We start from the raw sequence: 24242 nt of genomic DNA, 5'->3' as shown, positions 1-24242 counted from the left end.
GGGGCGGCCGGTCGGGGGGCGGCGTGACCGTTCAAAAGGGAGGACGCACTACCTGACGGCCCGTCAGTTCTGCTGCTACAGTCGCGCCACATCCGTCCCGTCCCGACCGTTGCCGGGAGGCGCGCCGTGCAGGAGTTGGCTCGGATACGTACGCTCTGGGAGCTGGTCGAGCGGCGGGCCGCCGCGTCGGCCGACGCGGCGATGTTCTACGAGGCGGACGGGCGGACCGTCACCTTCGGGGAGGCGCGGGAGCGGGCGCTCCGCGCGGCGGCCGGCTTCCGGGAGCTGGGCATCGGCGCGGGGACGCGGGTGGCGTGGCAGCTCCCGACCCGGATCACCACGGTGCTCGCCTCGCTCGCGCTGGCCCGGCTGGGGGCCGTGCAGATACCGGTCATCCATCTGCACCGGGAGCGCGAGGTCGGCTTCGTACTGGCCGAGTCCGGCGCGGAGTTCTTCCTGGTGCCGGGCGTGTGGCGGGACGTCGACTTCGCGGCGCTGGCCCGCCGGGCGGCGCCGGAGGGGACGCGGACCGTCGTCGTGGGCGACGGGGCGGGGCTGCCCGAGGGCGATCCGGCCACCCTGCCGGAGTTCCCGCCGGGCGGCGTCCGGCAGCGGGCGGGCGCGCCGGAGCCCGCCTCCTGGATCTACTACACCTCGGGGACGACGGCGGCGCCGAAGGGCGTGCGGCACACGGACGCCTCACTGATCGCGGGCGGCGCCGGGCTGGCGGCCGCGATCGGGATGTCGGCCACGGACATCGGGTCGATCGCCTTCCCGTACGCGCACATCGCGGGGCCCGACTACGTCGTCGCCATGCTGGTCGGCGGGTTCCCCGCGGTGGTGCTGGAGACGTTCGCGCCGGGCGCGGCGGCCGGTACGTACGCGCGCCTCGGCGTCACCATGGCGGGCGGCAGCACCGCCTTCTACCAGGCATTCCTGGACGAGTCGCGGCGACGGGAGGGCGACGCGAAGCTGATCCCGTCGCTGCGGGTGCTCTCGGGCGGGGGCGCGCCGCTGCCTCCGGAACTGTACGCCGCGGCCGGCCGCGAGCTGGGCTGCGCGGTGCTGCACGGGTACGGGATGACGGAGTGCCCGATGATCACGATGGGCGCGCCGCACGACAGCGACGAGCAGCTGGCGCGGACGGTGGGGCGGCCGGTGCCGGGCGCCGAGGTGCGGATCGCCGGGCCGGACGGCCGGGCGCTTCCCGGCGGGGAGACCGGGGAGGTGACGCTCAAGGGGCCGATGCTCTTCCAGGGGTACACGGATCCGGCGCTGACGGCTGCCTCGTTCGATGCCGACGGCTGGTTCCACACCGGCGACCTGGGGTTCCTGCGCGCGGACGGCCATCTCGTGCTGACCGGGCGGCTGAAGGACATCATCATCCGCAAGGGCGAGAACATCTCGGCCCAGGAGATCGAGGACCTGGTGCACGGCCATCCGGCGGTGGCGGAGGCGGCGGTCGTCGGGCTGCCGGACCGGGAGCGCGGGGAGCGGGTGTGCGCGGTGGTCACGCTCGCGGACCCGGGCGGGCCGCCGCTGACCCTGGAACAGCTGACGGACCATCTGCGGCGGTCGGGACTGATGACGCAGAAGCTGCCGGAGCAGCTGGAGGTCACGGATTCGCTGCCGCGGGGCGGCCCGCTGGGCAAGGTGCTGAAGAACGTGCTGCGGGAGCGGTACGCGGACGAACCCGTTACCGACCAGGAAGGGTTCACAATTGGAAGTTGACATTCCGGGCGTTTCCGACGTGACCGCCGGTAAAACGGAGTGATCTTGTCCACACGGAATGCCGCTTTCCCACTTCCCCGTGCGAAAGGTCACTTGGTGGGTAACATCGCGGCGGCGATCAGGTGTTCGTACACCGTCGCCAAGCCGCCCCCCACACGAGGAACCCGATGACTTCCATACCGGCGACACTGTTCTGGTGCCTGACCGCAGGCACGGCCGCCGCGGTGGTGATGATCTTCTTCCTGGTCCGTGGCCGGCAGCGCGGCCAGGCCCTGCGCCGGCACCTGGCCACGGCCGAGGCCCGCGCCTCCGCCGCCGAGCGCGGTCACACCGAGATCGCCGCGCAACTCCGCGCCACCGAAGCCGAGATCCGTCACCTCGCCGAGGCCCGGCTGCCCGACCTCGCCACCGCCCTCGCCCACCCGCACGTCAAGGTCCGCGGCCTGAACGACCCGCGCTTCACGGGCACCGACCTGGACCAGGCGCTCACCGGGGCCCTGGAGCAGCTCTCGCAGGCGGTCACCAAGGAGCGGGCCCGGGTGGACGAGGCGGCGCAGGCCGCGATGCGCGGCGCCACCACGACCATCCAGGCGCTGCTGTACCGGCTCCAGACGCTCCTCCAGGAGATGCAGCACCGGTACGACGACCAGGCCGTCGCCCAGGACCTGCTGCAGGCGGACTTCCTCAACGAGCAGGCGCTGCGCCGGGTGCAGACCACCGGCGTGGTCTGCGGTGCCTGGCCGGGGCTGACCCGCGACGACTCGCACCTCGCCGACCTCGTGGTCGGCTCCATGTCGCGGCTGCGCGGCTACGAACGCGTCCAGGTCAGCAACCTGCTGCGGGACCCGGTCGGCGTGGTCGCCCGCGCCGTCGAGCCGGTGGCCATCGCCCTCACCGAGCTGCTGGCCAACGCGCTGCACCACTCCCACCACGAACTGCCCGTCGCCGTCACGCTCCAGCAGGGCAACCGCGGCGCCTCCGTCATCGTCGACGACTACGGCATCGGCATGCACCGCGACGAGGTGGAGCACGCCATGCACCTGCTGGGCGGCGGGGAGCGGGTGCTGCTCACGGAGCTGGGCGACCCGCCGCGGTCCGGCTTCGCGGCCGTGGGACAGCTGGTGCGGCAGTACGGCTTCACGGTGCACGTCGAGTCCTCGCCGTACGGCGGCGTGCGCGCGGTCGTGTACATCCCGGGCGACCCGCTGCTGACGCTGATGAACCAGGACACCCAGCCGATGTCGGTGATGGCGCCGCTGCCGCCGCAGATGATGCGGGCGCACTCGACGCCGCTGACACCGCCGCAGGCCGCACCGCTCACGGCACCCACAGCGGGCGCCACTCCGGTGACCGCGGGAGAGCACCTGTCCGCACGCGCCCCGGAGGCTGCCATGGAGCGCACGCCCACTCGTACGCCCGCCGATACGCCCGAGCGCGCGCCGGAGGTCGAGCCTGCGCGTGCGCCGGAGTCCCTGGATGTCCGTACGCCGGACTCCGCGCCCGCTCGTACGCCCGAGCACGGGCCCGCTTCCGCGCCGGACTCCGCGACCGACCCGGCGACCGGACTGCCGCGCCGCCGGCGCCGCCGCCCCTCCGCCGAACCCGAAACCGCTCTCCCCCGTACGGAACCCGTAGCCGAGCGCAGCCCCCAGGAGTCCGCCACGCGCTGGGCCGCCCTGCAGCGCGGCACCCTCTCCGGGCGGGCCGAAGCCGACAACCGCATTCCGCGCCCCGAAGGGAACGACCGAGCATGAGCACCCCCGTCCGCCGCCGCGTCACGCAGGACCAGTCCTGGGTGCTGGCGCCGCTGCTGGAACTGCCGCACGTCCTGCACGCGGCCGTCATCTCCGGCGACGGCTTCATCGAAGGTTCCTCGCCCGGCCTCGCCCGCGAGGCGGCCGAGGGCGTGGCCGCCATGATGTCGGCGCTCCAGGGCGCGGGCCGCGCCGTCACCGCCGCGTTCACCGGCCAGGACGACGCCAAGCTGCGGCAGACCGTCGTGGAGTCCGAGGAGGGCTGGGTGCTCGCCATCCCGGCCGGCGAGAACACCTGCCTCGCGGTCTTCGCCGCGCCCGACGTCAACATGGGCGTCGTCTCGCACCAGATGCAGGTGCAGGTCGCCACGCTCGGCGCGAAGGCGATGAGCTCGCCGCCGCGGGAGACGGGCTCGTCCGCATGACGCCCCGCCAGAGCAACCGGCGTCTCGTACCGGCCTATCTGGCGACCGGCGGCCGCACCCGCCCCAGCCGCAACACCCTGGACCGGCTCACCGTCCTGTACGGCGCCACCGTCACCGCGCCCGCCGAGCTGCGCCCCGAGGCGCTCCGCCTCCTGGCGCTGCTGCGGCCGGGCGCGCTGACCCTTGCCGAGACCGCCTCGCACCTGCGGCTGCCGGTCAGCGTCGTGAAGGTCCTGGTGGCCGACCTCGTCGACGCCGGCCACCTGCACGCCCGTTCCCCCATCCCCGAAGCCGAACAGATCGACCGGCAGATTCTGGAGAGGGTCCTCGATGGACTCCGCACTCTCAAGTCCTAGCGCAGCGGGCGGCACCGACAGCGCCGCCGAGGGCGCCATGTACCTGTCCGGCACCGACCAGACCCTGGTGAAGCTGCTGGTCGCCGGCCCCTTCGGCGTCGGCAAGACCACGTTCATCCGAGCCCTGTCGGAGACCCCGCCGCTGCACACCGAAGAGGTGATGACGCAGACCGGCGCGTTCGTCGACAACCTGGCCGGGGTGCGTGACAAGACCACGACCACCGTCGCCATCGACTTCGGGCGGATCACGCTCGCCGGCGACCTGGTGCTGTACCTCTTCGGCACGCCCGGCCAGAAGCGGTTCCGGCCGCTGTGGCAGGACATCGCGCGCGGCGCGGTCGGCGCGCTGGTCCTGGCCGACACCCGCAGGCTGGCCGACTCCTTCGAGGTCATGGACATCATCGAGGAGGCCGGGCTGCGGTACGCGGTCGCGGTCAACGCCTTCCCCGACGCACCGGCGCACCCCGTCGAAACCCTGCGCGACCACCTCGACCTGCACGACGACACCCCGCTGGTGGTGTGCGACGCGCGCGACCGCGAACAGTCCCTCGACGCACTGATCGCCCTGGTCGGGCACGTCCTGGACCACACGCCCGGAGACACCGCATGACCTCCCCCCATGAGCCCGGGGCCCTGCCGCCCGAGAACCACGCGTACGGGAACGGCGCCCCGGCGCCCGACTACGGGACCGGTGCGCCGTCGCCCGCGTACGGGGCCGGTGCGCTGCCGCCGGAGAACGCCGCTCCCGGCGGGGCCGAGCCGCCCCCCGGCTGCCCGGCGCACGGTGGCGGCCCGGCGCACGGTGGCGGCGCGGCAGCCCCGTTCCCGCCCCAGGCGTCCCACGCCGCGCCCTACGACCCCGCGCAGGACATCGTGCGGCTGTACGGCCCGGACTTCGCGGCCGACCCGCACGGCATCTATGAGGTGCTGCGGCGGCAGGGGCCGGTCGCGCAGGTCGAGATCGCGCCGGACGTGCCCGCGATGCTGGTCACCGACTACCGCGCCGCACTGGAGCTGCTGAACGACGAGGCCACCTGGTCCAAGGACTCCCGGCCCTGGATGCCGACCGTACCTGCGGACTCGCAGGTCATGCCGATGCTGGCCTGGCGGCCCAACGTGTTCTTCAGCGACGGCGAGGCGCACGACCGCTACCGCAAGGTGATCACCGACAGCTTCGCGCTGATCGAGCCGCACGAGCTGCGCTCCTACGTGCGCGGCGCGGCGGACCAGCTGATCAGCCGGTTCGGCGCCGAGGGCCGGGTCGACCTGATCTCCCAGTACGCGCGCAGCCTGCCCCTGATGATCTTCAACCGGGTCTTCGGGCTCCCCGACTCCTACAGCGACCGGCTGATCTCCGCCCTCGCCGACATGCTGGACGGGGCCACCCCCGAGCAGGCCGCGAAGGCCAACGAGAACTTCACGGGCTACATCATGGAGCTGGTGGCCGCCAAGAAGGAGCGCCGCGGCCCCGACCTCACCTCCTGGTTCATGGACCACCCCGCCGGGCTCACCGACGAGGAACTGATCCACCAGATCGTCATCACCATGGGCGCCGGGCACGAACCGACCACCAACCTCATCGGCAACGCGCTCGCCCGCATGCTCTCCGACGACCGGTACTACGGCACCCTGTCCGGCGGCGCGCTCACCGCCCGCGACGCCATCAACGACGTGCTGTGGAACGACCCGCCGCTGGGCAACTACTCCGCGCACTACCCCCGCCGGGACGTCTTCTTCCACGGCACCTGGATCCGCGCGAACCAGCTCACCCTGGTCTCGTACGCCGCGGCCAACGCGCAGTTCGGCACCACGCCGCTGGAGCAGCCCCGCGCGGGCGGCGGCGCGCACCTGTCCTGGGCCGCCGGGCCGCACGCCTGCCCCGTACGCCCCACCGCGCTGCTCATCGCGACCACCGCGATCGAGCGGCTCACCGCCTGGCTCTCCGACATCGAACTCACGGTGCCGTTCGAGCAGCTGGAGTGGCGGGTCGGCGCGTTCCACCGCGCGCTGGCCGCGCTTCCGGCCCGCTTCACCCCCCTCACCCCCGATCAGGCAGGAGCTACCCCATGGGACAGCAGCCCGTCGCCATCGACCCGGCAGGCACCGACCTCCCCGGCGAGGCCGCCCGCCTCCGCGCGATAGGCCCGGCGGCGCTCATCGAGCTGCCCGGCGGTATCCAGGCCTGGTCGGTGGGCGGGCACGGCCTGCTCAAGCGGCTGCTCGCCGACGACCGGGTCAGCAAGGACCCGCGGCAGCACTGGCCGGCCTGGCGCAACGGCGAACACCACGACAGCTGGCTGCAGTCCTGGGTCGGGGTGACCAACATGTTCACCGCCTACGGCACCGACCACCGCCGGCTCCGCAAGCTGGTGGCGCCCGCCTTCACCGGACGGCGCACCGAGGCCATGGCCCCGCGCGTCGAGCGGATCACCAAGGAGCTGCTGGCCGACCTGGAGGCGGTCCCCGCCGGCGAGCCGGTCGATCTCATCTCCTCCTACGCACTCCCCCTTCCGATGCGGATGATCTGCGAACTCTTCGGCATTCCCGAGGAGTCACGGGTCGAGGTCGGCTCGGTCATCGACGAGGTCATGGACACCTCCGCGACCCCGGAGCAGGCCTCCGCCACCGCCGCGAAGATCGCCGCCGTGCTGGGCGACCTGATCGCGCTGAAGCGGCGCGAGCCCGGTGACGACATGACCAGCGTGCTGGTCTCCACCCGCGACGACGACGGCTCCCGCCTGGAGGAGCGGGAACTGCTCGACACCCTCCTGCTGGTGATCGGCGCGGGCTACGAGACCACCGTCAACCTCATCGGCAACGCCGTCCACGCCCTGCTCGTCCACCCCGAGCAGCGCGCCCTGCTGGCCGAGGGGCGGGCCGGCTGGGACGACGTCATCGAGGAGACGCTGCGCTGGGCGCCCAGCATCGCCAACCTGCCGCTGCGGTACGCCGTCGAGGACATCCCGCTGGCGGACGGCACGGTCATCCGGCAGGGCGACCCGATCCTCGCCGCCTACGCCGCGGCCGGCCGGGACCCCGAGCGGCACGGGCCGGACGCGGACACCTTCGAGCTGAGCCGCGCCGACCGCGAGCACCTCGCCTTCGGCCACGGGGTGCACTACTGCCTGGGCGCCCCGCTGGCCCGGATGGAGGCGCGCACCGCCCTGCCCGCGCTCTTCGAGCGCTTCCCGGACCTGGAGCTCGCGGTGTCCGCCGACGAACTGCGGGCCACCGGCTCCTTCATCGGCAACGGCCTCCAGTCGCTACCGGTGCGCCTCAACCGCTGACCGGACCGCCTCAGCCGGTGGCCGGTCCGCCGCAGCCGGTGGCCGGTACGTCTCAGCCGCCGACCGGCCGGCCACGGGTCGCCGGTCCGCCGGTGGCCCGGCCGGCCGCGGCCGTCGGTGTGCGGCGGAGCCGTTCCTTGAGGACCTTGCCGCCCGCGTTGCGCGGCAGTTCGGGCAGGAAGCTCACCTCCCTCGGCACCTTGTAGTTGGCCATCTCCCGGCGCGACCAGACGATCAGTTCGTCCCCCGTCACCGTCGCGCCGGGGCGCCGCACCACGTACGCCCGGCCGACCTCGCCCAGCCGGGCGTCGGGTATCCCGATCACGGCGGCGTCGGCGACGTCCGGGTGCCGGAGCAGCAGTTGCTCGATCTCGGCCGGATAGGCGTTGAACCCGCCGACGATGAACATGTCCTTGATGCGGTCGGTGATCCGGAGATTGCCCGCCTCGTCCAGGACGCCCACGTCGCCCGTGCACAGCCAGCCGTCGGGCGTGACGGCGCGGGCGGTGCCCTCGGGATCCTCGAAGTAGCCCGTCATGACGTGGTAGCCGCGCACCCGTACCTCGCCGGGCCGGCCCGGCGCCACCGGGTGTCCCTTCGCGTCGACCACCGCGACCTCGGTGCCCGGTATCGCCCGGCCCGACGTGCCCGCGACGATCCCCGGCGGGTCGCCGCGCCGGCACATCGTCACCACGCCCGAACTCTCCGACAGGCCGTACGCGGTCAGTACGGTGGCGACGCCCAGCTCGCCGCGCAGCTGCTCGACCAGCTCCAGCGGCACCACCGCAGCGCCCGTCACCACCAGCCGCAGCGTCGAGAGGTCGTGCCGCTCGCGCGCGGGGTGATCCAGCAGCTGCCGGTGGAGGGAGGGCGGGCCGGGCAGGACGGTGATGCGCTCGGCGGCGACGTTGGCGAGGGCGGTGTCGGCGCTGAAGACCGGCTGCGGCACGATCGTGGCGCCCCGCAGCAGGCAGGCGAGGACCCCCGCCTTGTAGCCGAAGGTGTGGAAGAACGGGTTGACGACGAGGTAGCGGTCGCCCTCGCGCAGCCCCGCCAGCTCGCTCCAGACGCCGTACGCGCGCAGCGTCTGGGCGTGGGTGATCACGGCGCCCTTGGGGCGGCCCGTGGTGCCCGAGGTGAACACGATGTCCGAGGGTGCCTCGGGCGGCACGGCGTCCGCGCGCTCCCGTACGGCCGCTGCGGGCACCCGCTCGCCGCCGGCCAGGAACTCCCGCCAGGTGCGCAGGCCGACGGGGGCGTCGTCCGCCAGCACCACCACGTCGCGCAGGTCCGGCAGCCCCGGCAGCGGGCCGCTCCCGGGACCTTCCGCGGTGGCCCGGCGCAGCGAGGCGACGTACGAGGTGCCGAGGAAGGTGCCGGTGACGAAGAGCAGCCGGGCGCGGGTGCGGCGCAGGACGTCCGCGGCCTCGGCGCCCTTGAAGCGGGTGTTGACCGGTACCAGGACCGCGCCCGCCGAGACGGCGCCGAGCGCGGAGACGATCCAGTCCGTGGTGTTCGGCGCCCACACCGCCACCCGGTCGCCGGGCGCGACCCCGGCGGCGACGCAGGCCGCGGCCGCGCGCTCCACCCGCACGCCCAGCTCGGCGTACGAGACACGGGTCCGTCCCTCGGCGACCGCCTCGCGCGCGCCGTAGCGCGCTGCCGCCGCCCGCACCAGCCGCGGAAGCGTCCCGAACTCCACATCGGCACGCGGATCCGCCGCCTCGCCCGCCCCGGCGGCCGCCTCCCCCGGCCCGTCGCCGACGCGGCCCTCGACGCTCTCGACCCGCTCGCCCCCCTCGGGGCTCCGGGCGCCCTCGACGCTCTCGGTGCTCTCGGTGCTTCCGCCGGCCCCGCCGCTCCCGGGCGGGGCACCGGCGCCCTCGTCGTCCCGCTGCCGCTGCACGTCGCCGGGCATCGCCCCTGCCTCTCTCCCCCGGCGGCGGTGCGGGCCGTACGGGGTGTCCGGGAGTCCGCCCGGGGGCCGTGCGGCGCGTACCGGCCGGGAGATCCCTGTGCCAGTTAGCTGACTACCCGTCAGATTAGCGGTAGCCTCCTCGGCTGTCAGTACGGACGACCGAGCACGGAGGTGGCGATGGGGACGGCCCTCAAGGACGCTACGGCGATCGTCGGCATCGGCCAGACGCCGTTCGCCAAGCAACTCCCCGAGTCCGAGAAGACACTGGCCTGCCGCGCGATCACCGCGGCCCTCGCCGACGCCGGCATCGCCCCCTCCGAGGTCGACGCCTTCGCCTCCTACACGATGGAGGAGACCGACGAGGTCGAGGTCGCCAAGGCCATCGGCGCGGGTGACGTCACCTTCTTCGCCAAGACCGGCTACGGCGGCGGCGGTTCCTGCGCCACCGTGACCCATCTGGCCGCCGCCATCGCGACCGGCCAGGCCACCGTCGGCGTCGCCTGGCGCTCGCGCAAACGCGGCTCCGGCCCCCGCCCCTGGAAGAACACGGCCGCTCAACTCCCCACCCCCGCTCAATGGACCCGCCCCTTCGGCCTGCTCCGCCCGGCCGACGAGATCGGGATGCTCGCCCGTCGCTACATGCACCAGTACGGAGCCACCCGCGACCACCTCTTCAACGTCGCGCTGGCCTGCCGCAACCGCGCCAACCAGAACCCCGCGGCCGTCATGTACGACCGCCCGCTGACCCGCGAGATGTACATGACCTCCCGCTGGATCAGTGAGCCGCTCTGCCTCTTCGACAACTGCCTGGAGACCGACGGGGCGCTGGCCTGCGTCCTGGTCTCGGCCGAGCGCGCCCGCGACTGCCGGTCCGCCCCCGTCTACGTCCACGCCGCCGCCCAGGGCCTGCCCGCCCAGCACCACGGCATGGTCAACTACTGGAACGACGACCCGCTCACCGGGCCCTCCTGGACAGCGGCACGTCATCTGTGGAAGTCCGCGGACTTCGGCCCGCAGGACGTGGATGTCGCCCAGATCTACGACGCCTTCACCCCGCTCGTCCCCCTCTCGCTGGAGGGCTACGGCTTCTGCGGGCGCGGCGAGGGCGCGGCCTTCACCGAGGGCGGCGCCCTGGAGATCGGCGGCCGGCTCCCCCTGAACACCGGTGGCGGCGGCCTCTCCGAGGGGTACGTCCACGGCTTCAACCTGATCACCGAGGGGGTCAAGCAGCTGCGCGGCACCAGCACCGCGCAGGTGCCCGACGCCGCGACCTGCCTGGTCACCGCCGGCGAATGCGTCCCGACTTCCGCTCTCCTGCTGAGGAGTTGACCCACTGTGACGTTCATGAAGCCGAGTGTGACACCGGCCGCCGACAGCCGCACCACGCCGGCCCGGCCTGTGGATAACTCTCCCGCAGCGGCCGGGCCCGCGGCCGAACCCGCCGCCACCGCGCCCACCGCCACCGCCGGGGAGCCCCTCACCGCCGACGGCTTCCTGCTCCCCGTCCCCGACGAGGACGGAGCACCGTTCTGGGCGTACGCGGCACGCGGCGAACTGCGCGTCCAGGCCTGCGCCGACTGCGGCGAACTGCGCTTCCCGCCCCGCCCCTGCTGCCCGCGCTGCCAGTCCTTCGCGAGCGAGTGGCGGCGGATGAGCGGCCGCGGCCGGATCTGGTCCTACGTCCGGCCGCACCCGCCGCTGCTGCCCGCGTACGCGGCCCTGGCCCCCTACAACGCGATCGTCGTCGAACTGGCCGAGGCGCCCCGCATCCGGCTGGTCGGCAACCTCGTCAGCGCCCCCGGCGCAGCGCTGGATTCCGTTCCCCCGGAACGGCTGCGCATCGGCGCTGCGGTGAAGGTGGCCTTCCACGAACTGGCGGACGGCGTGACCGTGCCGCGCTGGCTGCTGGAGCGCCCGTGACCGTACATGTCGACACCCGGGCCGGCGCGGGCGTCGCGCTGGTCACCCTCGACCGGCCCGACCGCCACAACGCCATCGACCTGGAGACCGCCGGCGAACTGGCGGACGCCTGGCGTGCCTTCCGTTTCGACGGCACCGTACGCGCCGCGGTGGTGACCGGCGCCGGCGGCCGGGCCTTCTGCACGGGCATCGACCGCTCGGTCCGCGTGCCGCAGCCGCCGTCCCCCTACTCCCTCGACGACCCGCTGCTCCGCATCGGCCCCAAGGCGGCCGACCTGTGGAAACCGGTGATCGCCGCGGTCGACGGCATGGCCTGCGGCGGCGCCTTCTACCTGCTGGGCGAGTGCGAGTTCGTCGTGGCGTCGGAGACCTCGACGTTCTTCGATCCGCACACGACGTACGGCATGGTCAGCGCGTACGAGTCGGTGCTCATGGCGCAGCGGATGCCGTACGGGGAGATCGCCCGGCTCGCGCTGACGGGCACCGCCGAGCGGCTCGGCGCGCGCCGCGCCCACGAGGTGGGGCTGGTGTCGGAGCTGACGCCGCCGGGCGAGGCGGTGCCGGCCGCGCTGCGGGTGGCCGAGACCATCGCGGCACAGCCCACCGAGGCCGTGCAGGGGACCGTACGGGCCCTTTGGGCGGCCAAGGAGGCGACCCGCGAGCGGGCGCTGGCGCACGCCCCGCAGCTGATCGCCCTCGGCAACCTGCCGCCGGAGCGGCAGGCCGGGCTCTTCGAGGAGCGGCGGAAGGGGACGGCCCCTCGGGTGCGGTGATCCGCCGCGGGGTCAGCCGACGCTGCGCACCTCACAGCGTGTGACCTTGCCGGCCCGGTCGGGGTGGGCCATGGGGATACGGAAGACCGGGTCCCCGGCCATGTCGTCCTCGTTGTCCAGGGCGGGGTCGACCGTCCGCTCGCCGGTGTCCACCACGGAGCCGTCCGCGCCGCGGAACTCCACCGTGATCGTCACGTCGGCGTACGGGTCGTTGCCCGTCAGCCGGACCTTCGCGCCCGGCCGCTTCGCCTTCGGGTGCTCCGAGACGCACTCCACGACGGTGCCCAGCGGCGTCGCGGCATCGCTCGGGCTGCTGTCCGAGCCCCCGCTCCCCGAGTAGTCGTCATCGTCGTAGTGGTGGCTGCTGCCGTGGGAACCGCCGCTGCTGGAGTGCGCACTGCAGCCTCCGCCGCCACCGTCGCCGCCGTGACTGCCGTGACCGTGCGGCCGGAAGCCGGTGAGCGTGACGAGAACGACGGCCACGACGGCCGTGAGCCGCAGATGACGGCGTGCCATGAAATCCCCCGAGTGCTTGACGAGCACACGTCACGATACAGCCACCGCATTGCCGTGGCGGGGCCCGGCGGCACGGCGTAGCGTCGGCGGTGGAGGACATCAGCGAAGCGAAACGAGGCGATGCTGGTGGTTCGCAACGTCATCGGCTCCCTGATCGCCCTCATCGGAGCGGCGGCCGCCGTATGGAGCCCCTTCCGTCCTTGGTACGACGGCCGTCACGGCGAGGACTTCCGCGTCGCCGACCTCTTCAACGGCATCACCGGCACCGGCGCGGACGTCATGCGCTCGCTCCTGCTGCCGATGCTGGCCGGGGCCGTGCTCACGCTGCTCGGCGTCCTGCTGAGGTCGCGGCTGCTCGTCACGCTCGCCGGCCTGGTCGTCCTGGGCTTCACCGTCCTGTGGATGGTGCGGCAGGGCCAGGCCGCCGGCAGCCTCACCGCCGGGAGCGGAGGCAGGGGGCTGGGCGTCGGCGTGGCAGCGGCCGTGGGCGGCGGCATCCTGCTGTTGCTGGGCGCCCTCATGATGAGCGGCCGCCGCCGCGTACGCGCCCGCAGACGCCGCAGGAGGGACGAGCAGGACGACGAGCAGGCCTACGGACCGACGCCCTACGGAGAGCCCGAGGGCCGGTACGCCTACGAGGGCGGCGCCCCCGCTCCGTACGAGGGCGGCGCTTCCCCTCCCTACGAGGGCGAGCCGCGGGGCGGCCCCTATGCCTACGGGGAGCCGCCGGGCCCGGGGCCGTACACGGGACACCCGGACGTGCCCTACGGAGGGCCGGGACCGCTCGGCGGCGCCCACCAGGAGCCCTGGCCGCCGACGCACGACGGCACGACGCCGCCGGCCGGTACGCCGCGGGCCGTGCCGCAGGAGCCCCGCCCCGACGGGACGCCGCCGGACGGCCCCTACCGGGACGAGCCCGCCGGGCCCACGCAGCGGCTGCCGCGCATCCCGGGCGACGAGCGGCAGCAGGGCCGCGACCGCCCGCCCGAGGAGCGCTGAGACCTCAGGCCCGGACAGGCGCGGCGCTCCTAGGAGCGCCGCGCCTGTCCGGTCCCTTTGGCCGCGTCCAGCGCGTACACGCAGCGGTCCTTGCTGCAGGCGTAGACGACGCCCGCCGCGGCCACCGGGGTACCGGTGATCTCGCCGCCGGTCGCCAGCTTCCAGCGCAGCTGTCCGCCCATCGCGTCCAGCGTGTACAGGCAGTGGTCGGCGGACCCGAAGTGCACCCGGCCGTCCGCGGCCACCGGCGCGCCGATGACCTCGCCGCCCGCCTGGAAGCGCCAGCGGGGCGTGCCCGTCACCGCGTCCAGCGTGTACAGGGCGTTGCCGCTGCCCAGGTGCACCGCGCCGTCGGCGACCAGCACCGGCTCGGTCGACTGGCGCGCCTCGGTGGCGATCCGCCAGCGGTCCCGGCCGTCGTTGGCGTCCAGCGCGTAGACCGTGCCGAGGTAGTCGGCGAGGTAGATGCCGCCGCCGGTGACGGCGGGCCCGGGGGCGTAGGCGGGCGGCGAGAGGAAGACCGCGGGCGCCTCGAAATGCCAGCGGACGTCGCCGCGGCTGATGTCGATGGCCAGGACGCGGGTGCCGGCCACGACGTAGACCACGCCGTCCGGAGCGGTCAGCAGGCGCACCGGCACCCCGCCGCAGGACGCCGCGTCCCCCACGGGGTACGACCAGCGTTCGGCGCCCGTACGGGCCTCCAGCGCCTTCAGCCGCGCGTCCGCCCACACGTAGACCGTGCCCTCGTGCACGACCGGGCCGGACTCGGCGGTCTCGAAGTCGGTCTGCGCGCCGCCGATCTCCCACAGCAGCTCGCCGTTGGCCGCCTCCCAGGCCTGCACGCCGCCGCCGCGGGTGCCGGTGACGACCGTGCCGCGGTCCACGCCCAGGCTGTAGACCCAGCCCTCGGTGTTCAGCCGCCACAGCTCGGAGCCGTCGGTGGCGTCCAGCGCGTACAGGCTCGGGCCGTCCGAGGCGTGGATCCGGCCGTCCGAGACGGCCATCGCCCAGGCGACCTCGCGGGTCTTGAACTGACGCCGTCCGCTGGCCACGTCCAGCGCGTGCACCTCGAAGGACGTGACGTACAGCAGGTCGCCGGAGACGACCGGGGTGCCCCACACGTCGTTCGACATGCGGAACCGCCAGGGGCGCCAGCGGCCGGGGCCGCCCTGCGCCGCGGGGTCGCCCGGCCGGCCGGGCGCGGGCGCGCCGGGACCGGCCTGCGGGCCCGGTGTCTGCGGGGGCACCGCGGGCGGCGGTCCGGCGGGCCCGGACGGGGCCTGCACGCCGGCCGGCGGCCGCACCCAGTTGGTCGCCCCTCCGGGCTGTGCCTGCGGGGCCGGTGCGTCCGCCCGGGGGCCGGGCCCTATCGGGGCGACGGAGCCGCCGAGCCGCAGGGAGCCGTCCGGGCCCTCCGCCTCCTGGGGCAGCGGTGCGGCGGGCGCGACCGGGCCGGTGGGCGCCCCCTGCGCGAGCGGCGCGCCGCCGCGCGGGTCGCCGATCCGGCGTGCGCCCGGCCCGACCGCCGCGGAAGCGGCCCAGCCGGGATCGCCCGTGGCCGCGGGCATCGGCGCGCTCTCCTGGCGCTGCGGGGCCGGCCGGGAGGCGGGCGGCGCCGGCGGCTGCGCGGGCGGGGCGACGGGCGGCCGCTCCTGCTCGGAGTACGCGCCACGGGCGCCGCGCCCCGAGGAGGCGGCGGCCCGCTGGGCGGCCTGCCGCGCGGCCGCGACCCGGCCGCCACGCCGGCTCTCGATCAGGCCCACGGCGTTCCCGGGGAGCCAGGCCGAGGCCGTACCGCTGTCGTCGGTACCGGATCCGAACAGATGCGGCGCCAGCTGGGACTGCAGGTCGGCGGGGCTGGGGCGGTGTTCGGCGGCCATCTGCATCGTGGACTCGATCAGCGGCCGCAGCTCGTCGGGCAGCCCTTCGAGGTCCGGGCCCTCGCGCAGCAGCATGAAGACCGTCTCGACCGGGTTGGCGCCGTGGAAGGGCGCGTGTCCGGTGGCGGCGAAGACCAGGGTGGAGCCGAGCGAGAAGATGTCGCTGGCGCCCGTGACGCTGCGCGAGTCGCGCGCCTGTTCGGGTGACATGTACGCGGGCGTGCCGACGGCGACGTTCGTCATCGTCAGGCGGGTGTTCGACACCCCGCTGGCGATACCGAAGTCGATCACTCGGGGACCGTCCTCCACGACCAGCACGTTCGACGGCTTCAGGTCACGGTGGACCAGCCCCGCGCCGTGGATGGACTGCAGGGCCTCGGCGACGCCGGCCGCCAGCCAGCGCACCGCCTGGGCCGGCAGCGGCCCGCACTCATTGACTATTTCTTCCAGCGACGGGGCAGGGACGTACGCGGTCGCCAGCCAGGGCACCGCCGCGCGCGGATCGGCGTCGACCACCGCCGCGGTGTAGAAGCCGCTGACCGCCCGCGCCGCCTCGACCTCACGCGTGAAGCGGACCCGGAACAGCTGGTCCTCGGCGAGCTCGGTACGGACCGTCTTGATCGCCACCCGCCGGCCGGACGCCGAGCGCGCGAGATACACCAGCCCCATACCGCCGGCACCGAGACGGCCGAGCACCTCGAACGGGCCGATCCGCCGGGGATCGTGCTGCGTCAGCTGCTCCACCACTTGCCTGCCACCTCCCCGTGGGGCGTCAAAGAGACTCTCAAAAGCCAAGAGCCGCCGAGAGCCACTGCCCCGAGCAGCGTCTCACCGCCTGGCCGATTCGGCCGTACGCATGCTGATTCTTCCTGGCGAAGCCGACGGTTGCGAACCCGGGGGCTTCCCGCCGTGTCCCGTGTCCCGCCGAGCGGTACGCACAGGGGTCGTTACCTGCCGTTACACCCCACGTGCGGAAGCCCGCCGGGTCCGGTTCACACGCCGGTCGCACATATGTCCGGTGACCACCGGGTGGCCGAGGTCACGGCCGTACGCCCCGGCCTGATCTCCCCGGGCTCCGGTCCGTGCACCGGTGTGCCGTCCGTCGTCGCCATTCACTTCCCCGTACGTACTGTTCGTCCCGCTCGCTCAACGGATTCCGCGGAGCCTGCGGACCCGTTGCCGGACCGCGCCGCCCGCGGCCCGGCAACGGGAGCTGCCTCTGGCCCCAATTCTGCTGTGCCGAAAGCCGTTCGGGGGCCATGACCACGAACTAATTGCCGGACGGGCACGCCTACTTGGCAAGAGGAGTGACTTTTTGCGCCGTCTTGACAGGTTATGCACCGCGAGGCGTCAAGCAAACGTTCACACTTCTGAGGCGGGAGGGACGGGTGTGGTGGCCAAGACGGGAGGCGAGAGCGCCCCCGATGGCCGCGCCCGCTGCGGGGCCACCGGCTACCTCGGGGCCATCAGCCCGAAGGCCGCGCCCTGATTGTCGACCACCAGGGCGAGGGGGCCGCCGGGCGTCCCCTGGGGCTCGCTGAGGACCTTGCCGCCCTGCCGGACCACCGTCCGCACGGCCGTCTCCATCTCCTCCACCAGGAAGAAGACGGTGAAGTGCGCGGGCAGCTCGGCCGGCGCCCGCGCGTCCAGCACGATCCGGCAGCCGATCTCGCGCTCCTGCCCCGCGACCCGCCACGGCAGGAACGTCGCGGTGGCCCCCGGGTCATCCGTCACGCCTTCAAAGCCGAAGACGTCCCCGTAGAAGACGTCCACCGCCTCGGGGGCCCGCGTACTGAGGCCCATCCATACGTAGGAGCCGGGCTCGGCCCGCGCCTCGAAGCCCTCGTGCCGGCCGGCCTGCCAGGCACCGAAGACCGCTCCCCCGGGGTCGACGCCCAGCATCATCGCGCCCAGGTCGCCGACCGGCGTGACACCCGTGATCACCTGGCCGCCCGCCTCCCGGACCCCGGCCACGGTGGCGGCGAGGTCGGAGGACGCGAAGTAGACGCCCCACACGGTGGGCATCCGGCCGTCCCTCTTGGGCATCAGCCCCGCGGCCTTCCGACCGTCGAGCAGTGCGGTGGCGTAGCTGCCGAAGTCGGGATCGCTGCCCACGAAGGACCAGCCGAACAGCTCACCGTAGAAGCGCTTGCCCGCTTCCAGGTCGGGCAGCATCGCGTCCGCCCAGCAGGGCGCGCCATCCACAAAAGCCGTCATACGGACAAATTAGCCCGGGATCTCCGCGTGCGCCCCCGGATGCGGCCTCCGGCGATACCCCCGGGAGGTTGTCCATCGAGATTGTCCACAGGCTGTTGATAAGACGATTCACTTGTTCAGGCCAAAGCGGCCGGACCGGATTCGCGGCCCCGAAGTCAGGCGGCAGAAGCCCCTTCGGGGCCCGTTGCGCCCCATCCCCATTTGCAGGCAGCCAAATCGCGCTCCGATCACCCCTCGGTAAGCTGACGGCATGACAGGACAAGTTCGAACCGTCGACGGCAGAGTCGCCGGCCGCCGCGGGCAGGCGACCCGGCAGAAGCTGCTCGACTGCCTCAGCGAGATGCTCAGTTCGTCCCCGTACCGGGACGTCAAGGTCATCGACGTCGCACGCAAGGCGGGCACCTCACCCGCGACGTTCTACCAGTACTTCCCCGATGTCGAGGGCGCCGTCCTCGAGATCGCCGAGGAGATGGCCAAGGAGGGCGCGAACCTGACCGAACTGGTCGCCGGGCGCTCCTGGGTCGGCAAGTCCGGCCGCCAGACGGCCGAGGAACTGGTCGACGGCTTCCTCTCCTTCTGGCGCAAGCACGACGCCATCCTGCGCGTCGTCGATCTCGGTGCGGCGGAGGGCGACAAGCGGTTCTACAAGATCCGCATGAAGATCCTGAACGCCGTCACCAACTCCCTTACGGACTCCATCAAGGAGCTCCAGGCCAAGAACAAGGTGGACAAGGAGGTCAGCCCGGCGGCGATGGCCGGCTCGCTGGTCGCCATGCTCGCCGCGGTCGCCGGCCACCAGAAGGGCTTCACCAGCTGGGGCGTCAAGCAGGCCGAGCTCAAGCCGAACCTCGCGCTGCTCGTCCACCTCGGCGTCACGGGCAAGAAGCCCGCCAAGTAACCGGGGCGCGGCGTGCGACCGCCGCCCCCGGTACGAGGCGACGACGGCCTCGGCACGCCGTGCTGCCGACGCGTCCTCGCCGGTCCGCCCTTCGTCCTGCCATATCTGCACACCGCATCGGGCACCGTCCGGCTCCCATGGGAGCCGGACGGTGCCCGATGCGTATCCGCGCCCGGTACCGAGTGCGCAGCCGATCCCGTACCCGGCGGCGGGGACGCGTCCGTACGCCGTACGGGGTGCGTAGGCGGTCCCTACGGAATCAGCGCCGGACGAGCCGGAACAGCCGGATCTCGCGCGTCACCCGTGACTGGTAAGCGGCGTACGGCGGCCAGAAGGCCAGCACCGCCCGCCAGGCGGCGTCCCGCTCCGGCCCGGTCAGCGGCACGGCACGGACCGGGATGTCGCGACCCCGCCAACTGATCTCGGCATCCGGGTGCTTGAGGAGGTTCGCGGTCCAGGCCGGGTGTCCGGGCCGGCCGAAGTTGCTGCCGATCAGGACCCAGCCGCCGTCCGGCTCCGGCATGCAGGCCAGCGGGGTACGCCGCGGCAGTCCGCTCCGCGCGCCGGTCGAGGTGAGCAGGACGCCCGGCAGCATCCGGGCGCTGAGCAGCACCTTTCCCCGGGTCAGCCGGTGCACGGCGCGGTCCAGGGCCGGCACGAGGTGCGGCGCCGCCCTGGCGAACACCCGGGTCGCCGACACCTTCTGCACCAGCCGCACCCCGAACCGCACCGGTACCGCCGTCCCTCCCGTCGCCCCCATCAGGCCGGCACCGCCGCTCCCGTACGGCGCTCCGCGAACAGGCCGCACATGTCGGCGGCGTGCGCGCGCAACCGGTGCGCCGGGCCGAACAGCAGCTCGTCGCCGGCCGCGCGCCGGGCGTACCGCTGCGCCGCGCGCTCTTCAGGGGAGCCCGTACCGCCGTGCAGCTGTACGGCCTCGGCCGCCACGGCACGCAGCGTCTCCAGCGCCTGCGCCGGGGCGAGGCCGCACTCCCCGGGCGCGCCGCGTCCGGCGTCCGCCTCCCAGGCGGCGCAGTACGCCGCCGCGCGCGCGGACCGCACCGCGGCGTACAGGTCGGCGAGCCGGTGCCGCACCGCGGGGTCGCCGGTGCCGGACCGGACGTGCGCGGCGGCGCGGGCCAGCGCGGCGTCGGCCGCGCCCACGGCCTCGGCGGCCAGCGCGGCGGCAGCCGTCGCCCCCGCAGCGGCCAGCGCGGCGGGCACGCCCGCACCCTCCTCGTCCTCGCCCAGCAACGCGGCGGGCACGTCCCGCAGTTCGAGGCGGGCCTGCGGCCGGGTCTCGTCGAGCGCGGCCGACCGGGTCCGCCGCAGGCCCGGTACGCCGGCACGTACGACGAAGAGCAGCGTGCGGCCGTGTGCGTACGCCCCGGCACGCGCGGCCACCAGCAGCACGTCGGCGCCGTATCCGTGGAGCACCTGATCGGCCTCCCCGTAGAGCCGCCACCCGCCGCTGCCGTCGGCCCGGGCCTGGATGCCACCGGCGCGGCCGCCGCCCGCCCAGTCGCCCGTGTTGGGCCCGGTGAGCGCGAGCGCGGTGGCCAGCCGTGCGCCCGGTACGGCCAGCGTGCCGGTCAGCTCGCCGGCCGCGAGGGCGGGCAGCAGCGCGCTGCGCTGCGCCTCGCTGCCGAGCGCGAGGAGCAGCGGCGCGGCCAGCGCGGCGGTGGGCAGCAGGGGCGAGGGCAGCAGCTCGCGGCCGGCCTCCTCGCAGGCGAGGGCCAGTGCGGTGGCCCCGCGGCCGGCGCCGCCGTACGCGGTCGGCAGCACGAGACCCGGCAGTCCGAGCCGCCCGGCGAGAGTCCGCCACAACTCCTCGTCGTGGTCCCGCGGGCCTTCCCCGGCGGCCCCCGGTCCGTCCGGGCCGTGGTGGGCCCGCAGCAGTGCGCGCAGGGCGCGGCGGCGGTCCTCGTCCTGCTCCTCGGTGAACGCGGCATCCATCGGCGGGCTCCTCCCGGCCGTACGGTGATACCCGTCTGATCTGACGGGCCGTCATGGTAGGGAGCAGCAGCGCACTTTCCCAGCCCCGTGCACCGACCTCCCGGTCGTACGCACCGACCTCCCAGCCGCGTGCACCAACCCGCCCGTCCCCTGCACCGCCCTGCCCGGCCGTCGTTATCTGATGTACCGTCAGATTCATGACTCCAGGGACCGGGACTCCCGCACGTACCCGCAAGGTCGCCGTCGCCGGAGTGGCGCTGGCCGACTGCGGCCGGGTCGACGACGCCACCCCCTACGCCCTGCACGCCCAGGCCGCCCGCCGCGCGCTGGCCGACTCCGGGCTGGACCGCTCGGCCGTCGACGGATTCGCCTCGGCCGGGCTCGGCACGCTCGCCCCCATCGAGGTCGCGGAGTACCTCGGCCTGCGCCCCACGTGGGTCGACTCGACGTCCGTCGGCGGCGCCACGTGGGAGGTGATGGCCGCGCACGCCGCCGACGCGATCGCCGCCGGGCACGCCGACGCGGTACTGCTGGTGTACGGCTCGACCGCCCGCGCCGACCTCAAGGCGCGGCGCCGCACCGCCGACCTCTCCTTCGGGGCCCGCGGCCCGCTGCAGTTCGAGGTGCCGTACGGCCACACCCTGATCGCCAAGTACGCGATGGCCGCGCGCCGCCACATGCACCAGTACGGCACGACGCTTGAACAGCTCGCCGAGGTCGCCGTGCAGGCGCGCGCCAACGCCGCGGCCAACCCGGACGCGATGTACCGGGACCCGATCACCACCGACGACGTGCTGTCCGGCCCGATGATCGCCGACCCCTTCACCAAGCTGCACTGCTGCATCCGCTCCGACGGCGGCTGCGCCGTCCTGCTCGTGGCCGAGGACCGGGTACCGGACCTGGCCCGGCCGCCGGTGTGGATCCTCGGCTCGGGCACCGCCGTCTCGCACAGCGCGATGTCGGAATGGGACGACTTCACGGTCTCCCCGGCGGCCGTCTCGGGACGGCTGGCCTTCGAACGGGCGGGCGTTTCCCCGGCGGAGATCGAGGTCGCGCAGATCTACGACGCGTTCACCTACATGACGCTGGTGACGCTGGAGGACCTCGGCTTCTGCCCGAAGGGCGAGGGCGGCGCGTTCGTGGAGAAGGGGCGGCTGCTCCGGGACGGCGCGCTGCCGACCAATACCGACGGCGGCGGGCTGGCCGCCTGCCACCCCGGGATGCGCGGACTGTTCCTGCTGGTGGAAGCCGTACGACAGCTGCGCGGCGAGGCCGGCGACGGCCGCCAGGTACGCCGGGCCGGCGGGCGTCCGCCGCGGCTCGCTGTCGCCTCGGGCACCGGCGGCTGGTTCTGCTCCTCGGGGACGGTGGTGCTCGGGGCCGATTGACGGGTGGTGCGAGGGGCCGGCTCCGGGGGCGCTGAGCCCTGGGCCGGGGTTGCGTTGGAGCACGCTCCAGCTCGTAGCGTCCGGTCCACGACCCGACCCGAGGGGGAGCGATGCGCTACACACTGTTCGGCAGGACCGGTCTCCGGGTGAGCGAACTGAGCCTGGGCACCATGACGTTCGGCGAGGAGTGGGGCTGGGGCGCCACCGAGGACACCAGCCGCTGCCTCCTCGACACGTACGCCGACGCGGGCGGCAACTTCCTCGACACCGCGAACAACTACACGGACGGCAGCGCCGAACGAATCGTCGGCGGCCTGCTCGCCGGCCGCCGGGACCGGTTCGTGCTGGCGAGCAAGTACACCTGCGCCACCCGCAAGGGCGATGTGAACGCGGGCGGCAGCCACCGCAAGAACCTCGTCCAGTCGGTCGAGGCGAGCCTGGAGCGGCTGCGGACCGACCGTCTGGACATCCTGTGGGTGCACGCGCGCGACAACTTCACGCCCGTCGAGGAGGTCATGCGGGCGCTGGACGACATCGTGCGGGCCGGCAAGGTCCTGTACGTCGGGGTGTCCGACTGGCCCGCCTGGGAGATCGCGCAGGCCAACACCCTCGCCGAACTGCGCGGCTGGACCACCTTCGCCGGTTCGCAGCTGCGCTACAACCTGCTGGAGCGCACGCCGGAGCGCGAACTGCTCCCGCAGGCCCGCGCCTTCGACCTGGCCGTCCTCGCCTGGGCGCCGCTGGCCGCCGGCAAGCTCACGGGAAAGTACCGCCGCGGCGAGTCCGGCCGGCTCACCACCCACGACGGGGACAACCGCACCGACCACACCGAGGAAGCGGTCCTCTCCGCGGTCCTGGACATCGCCGAGCAGGGCGGCTGGAGCCCGGCGCAGGTCGCGCTGGCCTGGCTGCGGCAGCGGCCCGGCAACATCATCCCGATCGTCGGCGCCACGAAGGAGAGCCAGCTCCGGGACAACCTCGCCGCGACCGGCGTGCGGCTGGACGCCGACTCGGTGGCCCGGCTGGACGAGGCGAGCGCGGTGCCCCTCGGCTTCCCCCACCAGTTCCTGCGCGAGCCGGGGATCACCGAGACGGTGTACGGCGACCGCTGGTCCGACATCGACGACCGGCGCTCCACCCACCGCCGCACGGTGCACGAGGTCCGCTAGCGACCGGCCCGCACGGTGTACGGGGCCCGGTAACGCCCGCCCCGCACGGCGTACGTGGCCCGCCGCCGCCCGGCCCGTACGGTGCGCGAGGCACGCCGGCGCCCGGCCCCCCGTCGTGTCACCCGTCGAGCAGCGTCCTGAGGACCGGGGCGGCGTGCGTCCACAGGAGCGTGCCGCCCGTGTCCGGGATCGCGTGGCGCCGCGCGCCGGGTATGCGGCCGGCGAGCCGGGCGCCGTGGTCCGGCGAGTGGGTGGGTGCGGCGTCCAGCGCGCCGTACCAGAGGTCCACCGGCACCCGGATCACCGCCGGGTCGAACGGCCAGTGGCTCATGGTCAGCAGCGTGTCCCGGGCGTACCCGGCCGGGCCCTGGCCGAAGCCCTCGGCCATCGCCTCCTGGAAGGCAGCGGCGAACGCGGGCTGCTCCAGGAGCGCCCGGTCCCGCTCCCCGCTGCCCGCCACGACCAGCTCGTACAGCGTCTCCGGGCTGCCGAACCCGGCGAACGACCGCTCGGCGGCCACCGGATCCACCGCGGCCCGGTCGATCAGATACCGCACCTCCTCCGGCAGCAGCCGGTCGAAGGCGGGCGCGGCCAGCTCGTCCGTACCGGAGACCACCGCGAGCCGGGTCAGCACGCCCGCCGCCGCGCAGGCCAGCGCGAACGGCGCGCCCTGCGAGAAGCCGACGCCGCGCAGCCCGGCGAGCCCGCGCAGCGCCGCGAACTCCCGGACGTCCTCCGCCCAGCCGGTGAGCGTGCGTCCGGGCGACGGGTCGGAGGCACCCAGCCCCGGGCGGTCCACGGAGATCAGCCGTACGCCGAGCCCGTCCACCGCCTCCGCGCCGAAACCGAGCCGCCGGGACGTGGCGGCGCCGGGGCACAGCAGCACCGGCACACCGTCCTCGGGCCCCCACTCCGCCCAGGCCAGCCGTCGTCCGCCGGCGAGCCGGACGGCCCCGAGCCGGGCGGGCGCGGGCACGGCGACGGCCGCCCCGGTCTCGATCGCAGTCATGGCACCACCCTCGGCCGCCGGGACGGGCCGCCGCAACCGAATTGCC

General features: G+C 74.2%; 21 protein-coding genes. 14 read left to right on the top strand and 7 right to left on the bottom strand.

Annotated features, from left to right (window positions below; translation table 11 throughout):
- Nucleotides 1-126: 126 nt before the first annotated feature.
- The 7 genes from ACZ6WH_RS26245 (at nt 127) to ACZ6WH_RS26215 (ending at nt 7553) form a co-directional block, all read left to right on the top strand.
- On the top strand, nt 127-1731 hold the full coding sequence (locus ACZ6WH_RS26245) for a class I adenylate-forming enzyme family protein (protein WP_469731110.1): 1605 nt from the start codon (nt 127-129) through the stop codon (nt 1729-1731).
- Between the two features lie 167 nt (nt 1732-1898).
- Nucleotides 1899-3485, top strand: coding sequence for an ATP-binding protein (locus ACZ6WH_RS26240; RefSeq protein ID WP_469731108.1), 1587 nt, complete (start codon nt 1899-1901; stop codon nt 3483-3485).
- Nucleotides 3482-3910 carry a roadblock/LC7 domain-containing protein gene (locus ACZ6WH_RS26235; protein WP_361558448.1) on the top strand — a complete coding sequence of 143 codons (429 nt, stop codon included), beginning with the start codon at nt 3482-3484 and terminating at the stop codon, nt 3908-3910. Before ACZ6WH_RS26240 ends, ACZ6WH_RS26235 begins: the two co-directional genes overlap by 4 nt.
- Nucleotides 3907-4266 carry a DUF742 domain-containing protein gene (locus ACZ6WH_RS26230; RefSeq protein WP_432855833.1) on the top strand — a complete coding sequence of 120 codons (360 nt, stop codon included), beginning with the start codon at nt 3907-3909 and terminating at the stop codon, nt 4264-4266. The genes ACZ6WH_RS26235 and ACZ6WH_RS26230 overlap by 4 nt, the downstream gene beginning before the upstream one ends.
- A 37-nt stretch (nt 4267-4303) precedes the next feature.
- A complete protein-coding gene (locus ACZ6WH_RS26225; RefSeq protein WP_432864445.1) occupies nt 4304-4876 on the top strand; it encodes a GTP-binding protein in 573 nt (190 codons plus the stop codon).
- A complete protein-coding gene (locus ACZ6WH_RS26220) occupies nt 4873-6408 on the top strand; it encodes a cytochrome P450 (RefSeq protein ID WP_469731105.1) in 1536 nt (511 codons plus the stop codon). The genes ACZ6WH_RS26225 and ACZ6WH_RS26220 overlap by 4 nt, the downstream gene beginning before the upstream one ends.
- Nucleotides 6333-7553, top strand: coding sequence for a cytochrome P450 family protein (locus ACZ6WH_RS26215; RefSeq protein ID WP_469731103.1), 1221 nt, complete (start codon nt 6333-6335; stop codon nt 7551-7553). The genes ACZ6WH_RS26220 and ACZ6WH_RS26215 overlap by 76 nt, the downstream gene beginning before the upstream one ends.
- A gap of 52 nt (nt 7554-7605) precedes the next feature.
- Here ACZ6WH_RS26215 and ACZ6WH_RS26210 read toward each other — a convergent pair whose 3' ends face one another.
- Entirely contained in the window at nt 7606-9471 is a 1866-nt protein-coding gene (locus ACZ6WH_RS26210) for a FadD3 family acyl-CoA ligase (protein ID WP_469731101.1), read from the bottom strand.
- A 177-nt stretch (nt 9472-9648) separates the two neighbouring features.
- Between ACZ6WH_RS26210 and ACZ6WH_RS26205 the strand changes: the two genes are divergently transcribed.
- The 3 genes from ACZ6WH_RS26205 to ACZ6WH_RS26195 all read left to right on the top strand — a co-directional run bounded on the left by ACZ6WH_RS26205 (nt 9649) and on the right by ACZ6WH_RS26195 (nt 12164).
- Nucleotides 9649-10800: a lipid-transfer protein gene (locus ACZ6WH_RS26205; protein WP_469731099.1), complete on the top strand. Its 1152-nt coding sequence runs from the start codon at nt 9649-9651 to the stop codon at nt 10798-10800.
- Between the two features lie 165 nt (nt 10801-10965).
- The gene (locus ACZ6WH_RS26200) at nt 10966-11391 is read left to right on the top strand and encodes a Zn-ribbon domain-containing OB-fold protein (RefSeq protein ID WP_469731388.1); all 426 of its coding nucleotides are present in this window, start codon (nt 10966-10968) and stop codon (nt 11389-11391) included.
- Complete coding sequence (locus ACZ6WH_RS26195; protein WP_469731097.1) at nt 11388-12164, top strand: enoyl-CoA hydratase/isomerase family protein; 777 nt, start codon at nt 11388-11390, stop codon at nt 12162-12164. Before ACZ6WH_RS26200 ends, ACZ6WH_RS26195 begins: the two co-directional genes overlap by 4 nt.
- A 12-nt stretch (nt 12165-12176) precedes the next feature.
- Here ACZ6WH_RS26195 and ACZ6WH_RS26190 read toward each other — a convergent pair whose 3' ends face one another.
- On the bottom strand, nt 12177-12680 hold the full coding sequence (locus ACZ6WH_RS26190) for a hypothetical protein (RefSeq protein WP_469731095.1): 504 nt from the start codon (nt 12678-12680) through the stop codon (nt 12177-12179).
- A gap of 120 nt (nt 12681-12800) precedes the next feature.
- On the opposite strand from ACZ6WH_RS26190, the gene ACZ6WH_RS26185 reads away from it, so the two are divergent.
- Entirely contained in the window at nt 12801-13679 is an 879-nt protein-coding gene (locus ACZ6WH_RS26185; RefSeq protein ID WP_469731093.1) for a hypothetical protein, read from the top strand.
- Nucleotides 13680-13708: 29 nt separating this feature from the next.
- Here the strand turns inward: ACZ6WH_RS26185 and afsK are convergent, their stop codons facing one another.
- A complete protein-coding gene (gene afsK, locus ACZ6WH_RS26180; RefSeq protein WP_469731091.1) occupies nt 13709-16306 on the bottom strand; it encodes a protein serine/threonine kinase AfsK in 2598 nt (865 codons plus the stop codon).
- Nucleotides 16307-17011: 705 nt separating this feature from the next.
- Entirely contained in the window at nt 17012-17776 is a 765-nt protein-coding gene (locus ACZ6WH_RS26175) for a VOC family protein (RefSeq protein ID WP_469731089.1), read from the bottom strand.
- A gap of 250 nt (nt 17777-18026) precedes the next feature.
- Between ACZ6WH_RS26175 and ACZ6WH_RS26170 the strand changes: the two genes are divergently transcribed.
- Entirely contained in the window at nt 18027-18674 is a 648-nt protein-coding gene (locus ACZ6WH_RS26170; RefSeq protein ID WP_432855862.1) for a TetR family transcriptional regulator, read from the top strand.
- A 259-nt stretch (nt 18675-18933) separates the two neighbouring features.
- Here ACZ6WH_RS26170 and ACZ6WH_RS26165 read toward each other — a convergent pair whose 3' ends face one another.
- Both ACZ6WH_RS26165 and ACZ6WH_RS26160 read right to left on the bottom strand, forming a co-directional pair.
- Nucleotides 18934-19434 (bottom strand): nitroreductase family deazaflavin-dependent oxidoreductase, encoded by a 501-nt coding sequence (locus tag ACZ6WH_RS26165; protein ID WP_469731087.1) that lies wholly within the window; start codon nt 19432-19434, stop codon nt 18934-18936.
- On the bottom strand, nt 19434-20630 hold the full coding sequence (locus ACZ6WH_RS26160) for an acyl-CoA dehydrogenase family protein (RefSeq protein WP_469731085.1): 1197 nt from the start codon (nt 20628-20630) through the stop codon (nt 19434-19436). The genes ACZ6WH_RS26165 and ACZ6WH_RS26160 overlap by 1 nt, the downstream gene beginning before the upstream one ends.
- Nucleotides 20631-20827: 197 nt before the next feature.
- Here ACZ6WH_RS26160 and ACZ6WH_RS26155 point away from each other — a divergent pair, with 197 nt between their 5' ends.
- Complete coding sequence (locus ACZ6WH_RS26155) at nt 20828-22018, top strand: thiolase C-terminal domain-containing protein (RefSeq protein ID WP_469731083.1); 1191 nt, start codon at nt 20828-20830, stop codon at nt 22016-22018.
- A 110-nt stretch (nt 22019-22128) separates the two neighbouring features.
- Nucleotides 22129-23187 (top strand): aldo/keto reductase, encoded by a 1059-nt coding sequence (locus tag ACZ6WH_RS26150; protein ID WP_469731081.1) that lies wholly within the window; start codon nt 22129-22131, stop codon nt 23185-23187.
- A 118-nt stretch (nt 23188-23305) separates the two neighbouring features.
- On the opposite strand, the gene ACZ6WH_RS26145 is transcribed toward ACZ6WH_RS26150, so the two are convergent.
- On the bottom strand, nt 23306-24196 hold the full coding sequence (locus tag ACZ6WH_RS26145; RefSeq protein WP_469731079.1) for an alpha/beta fold hydrolase: 891 nt from the start codon (nt 24194-24196) through the stop codon (nt 23306-23308).
- Nucleotides 24197-24242: the final 46 nt, after the last annotated feature.

The sequence above is a fragment of the Streptomyces sp. NPDC050806 genome (assembly GCF_055586425.1).
This window is presented reverse-complemented; position numbering and strand designations above follow the sequence as displayed.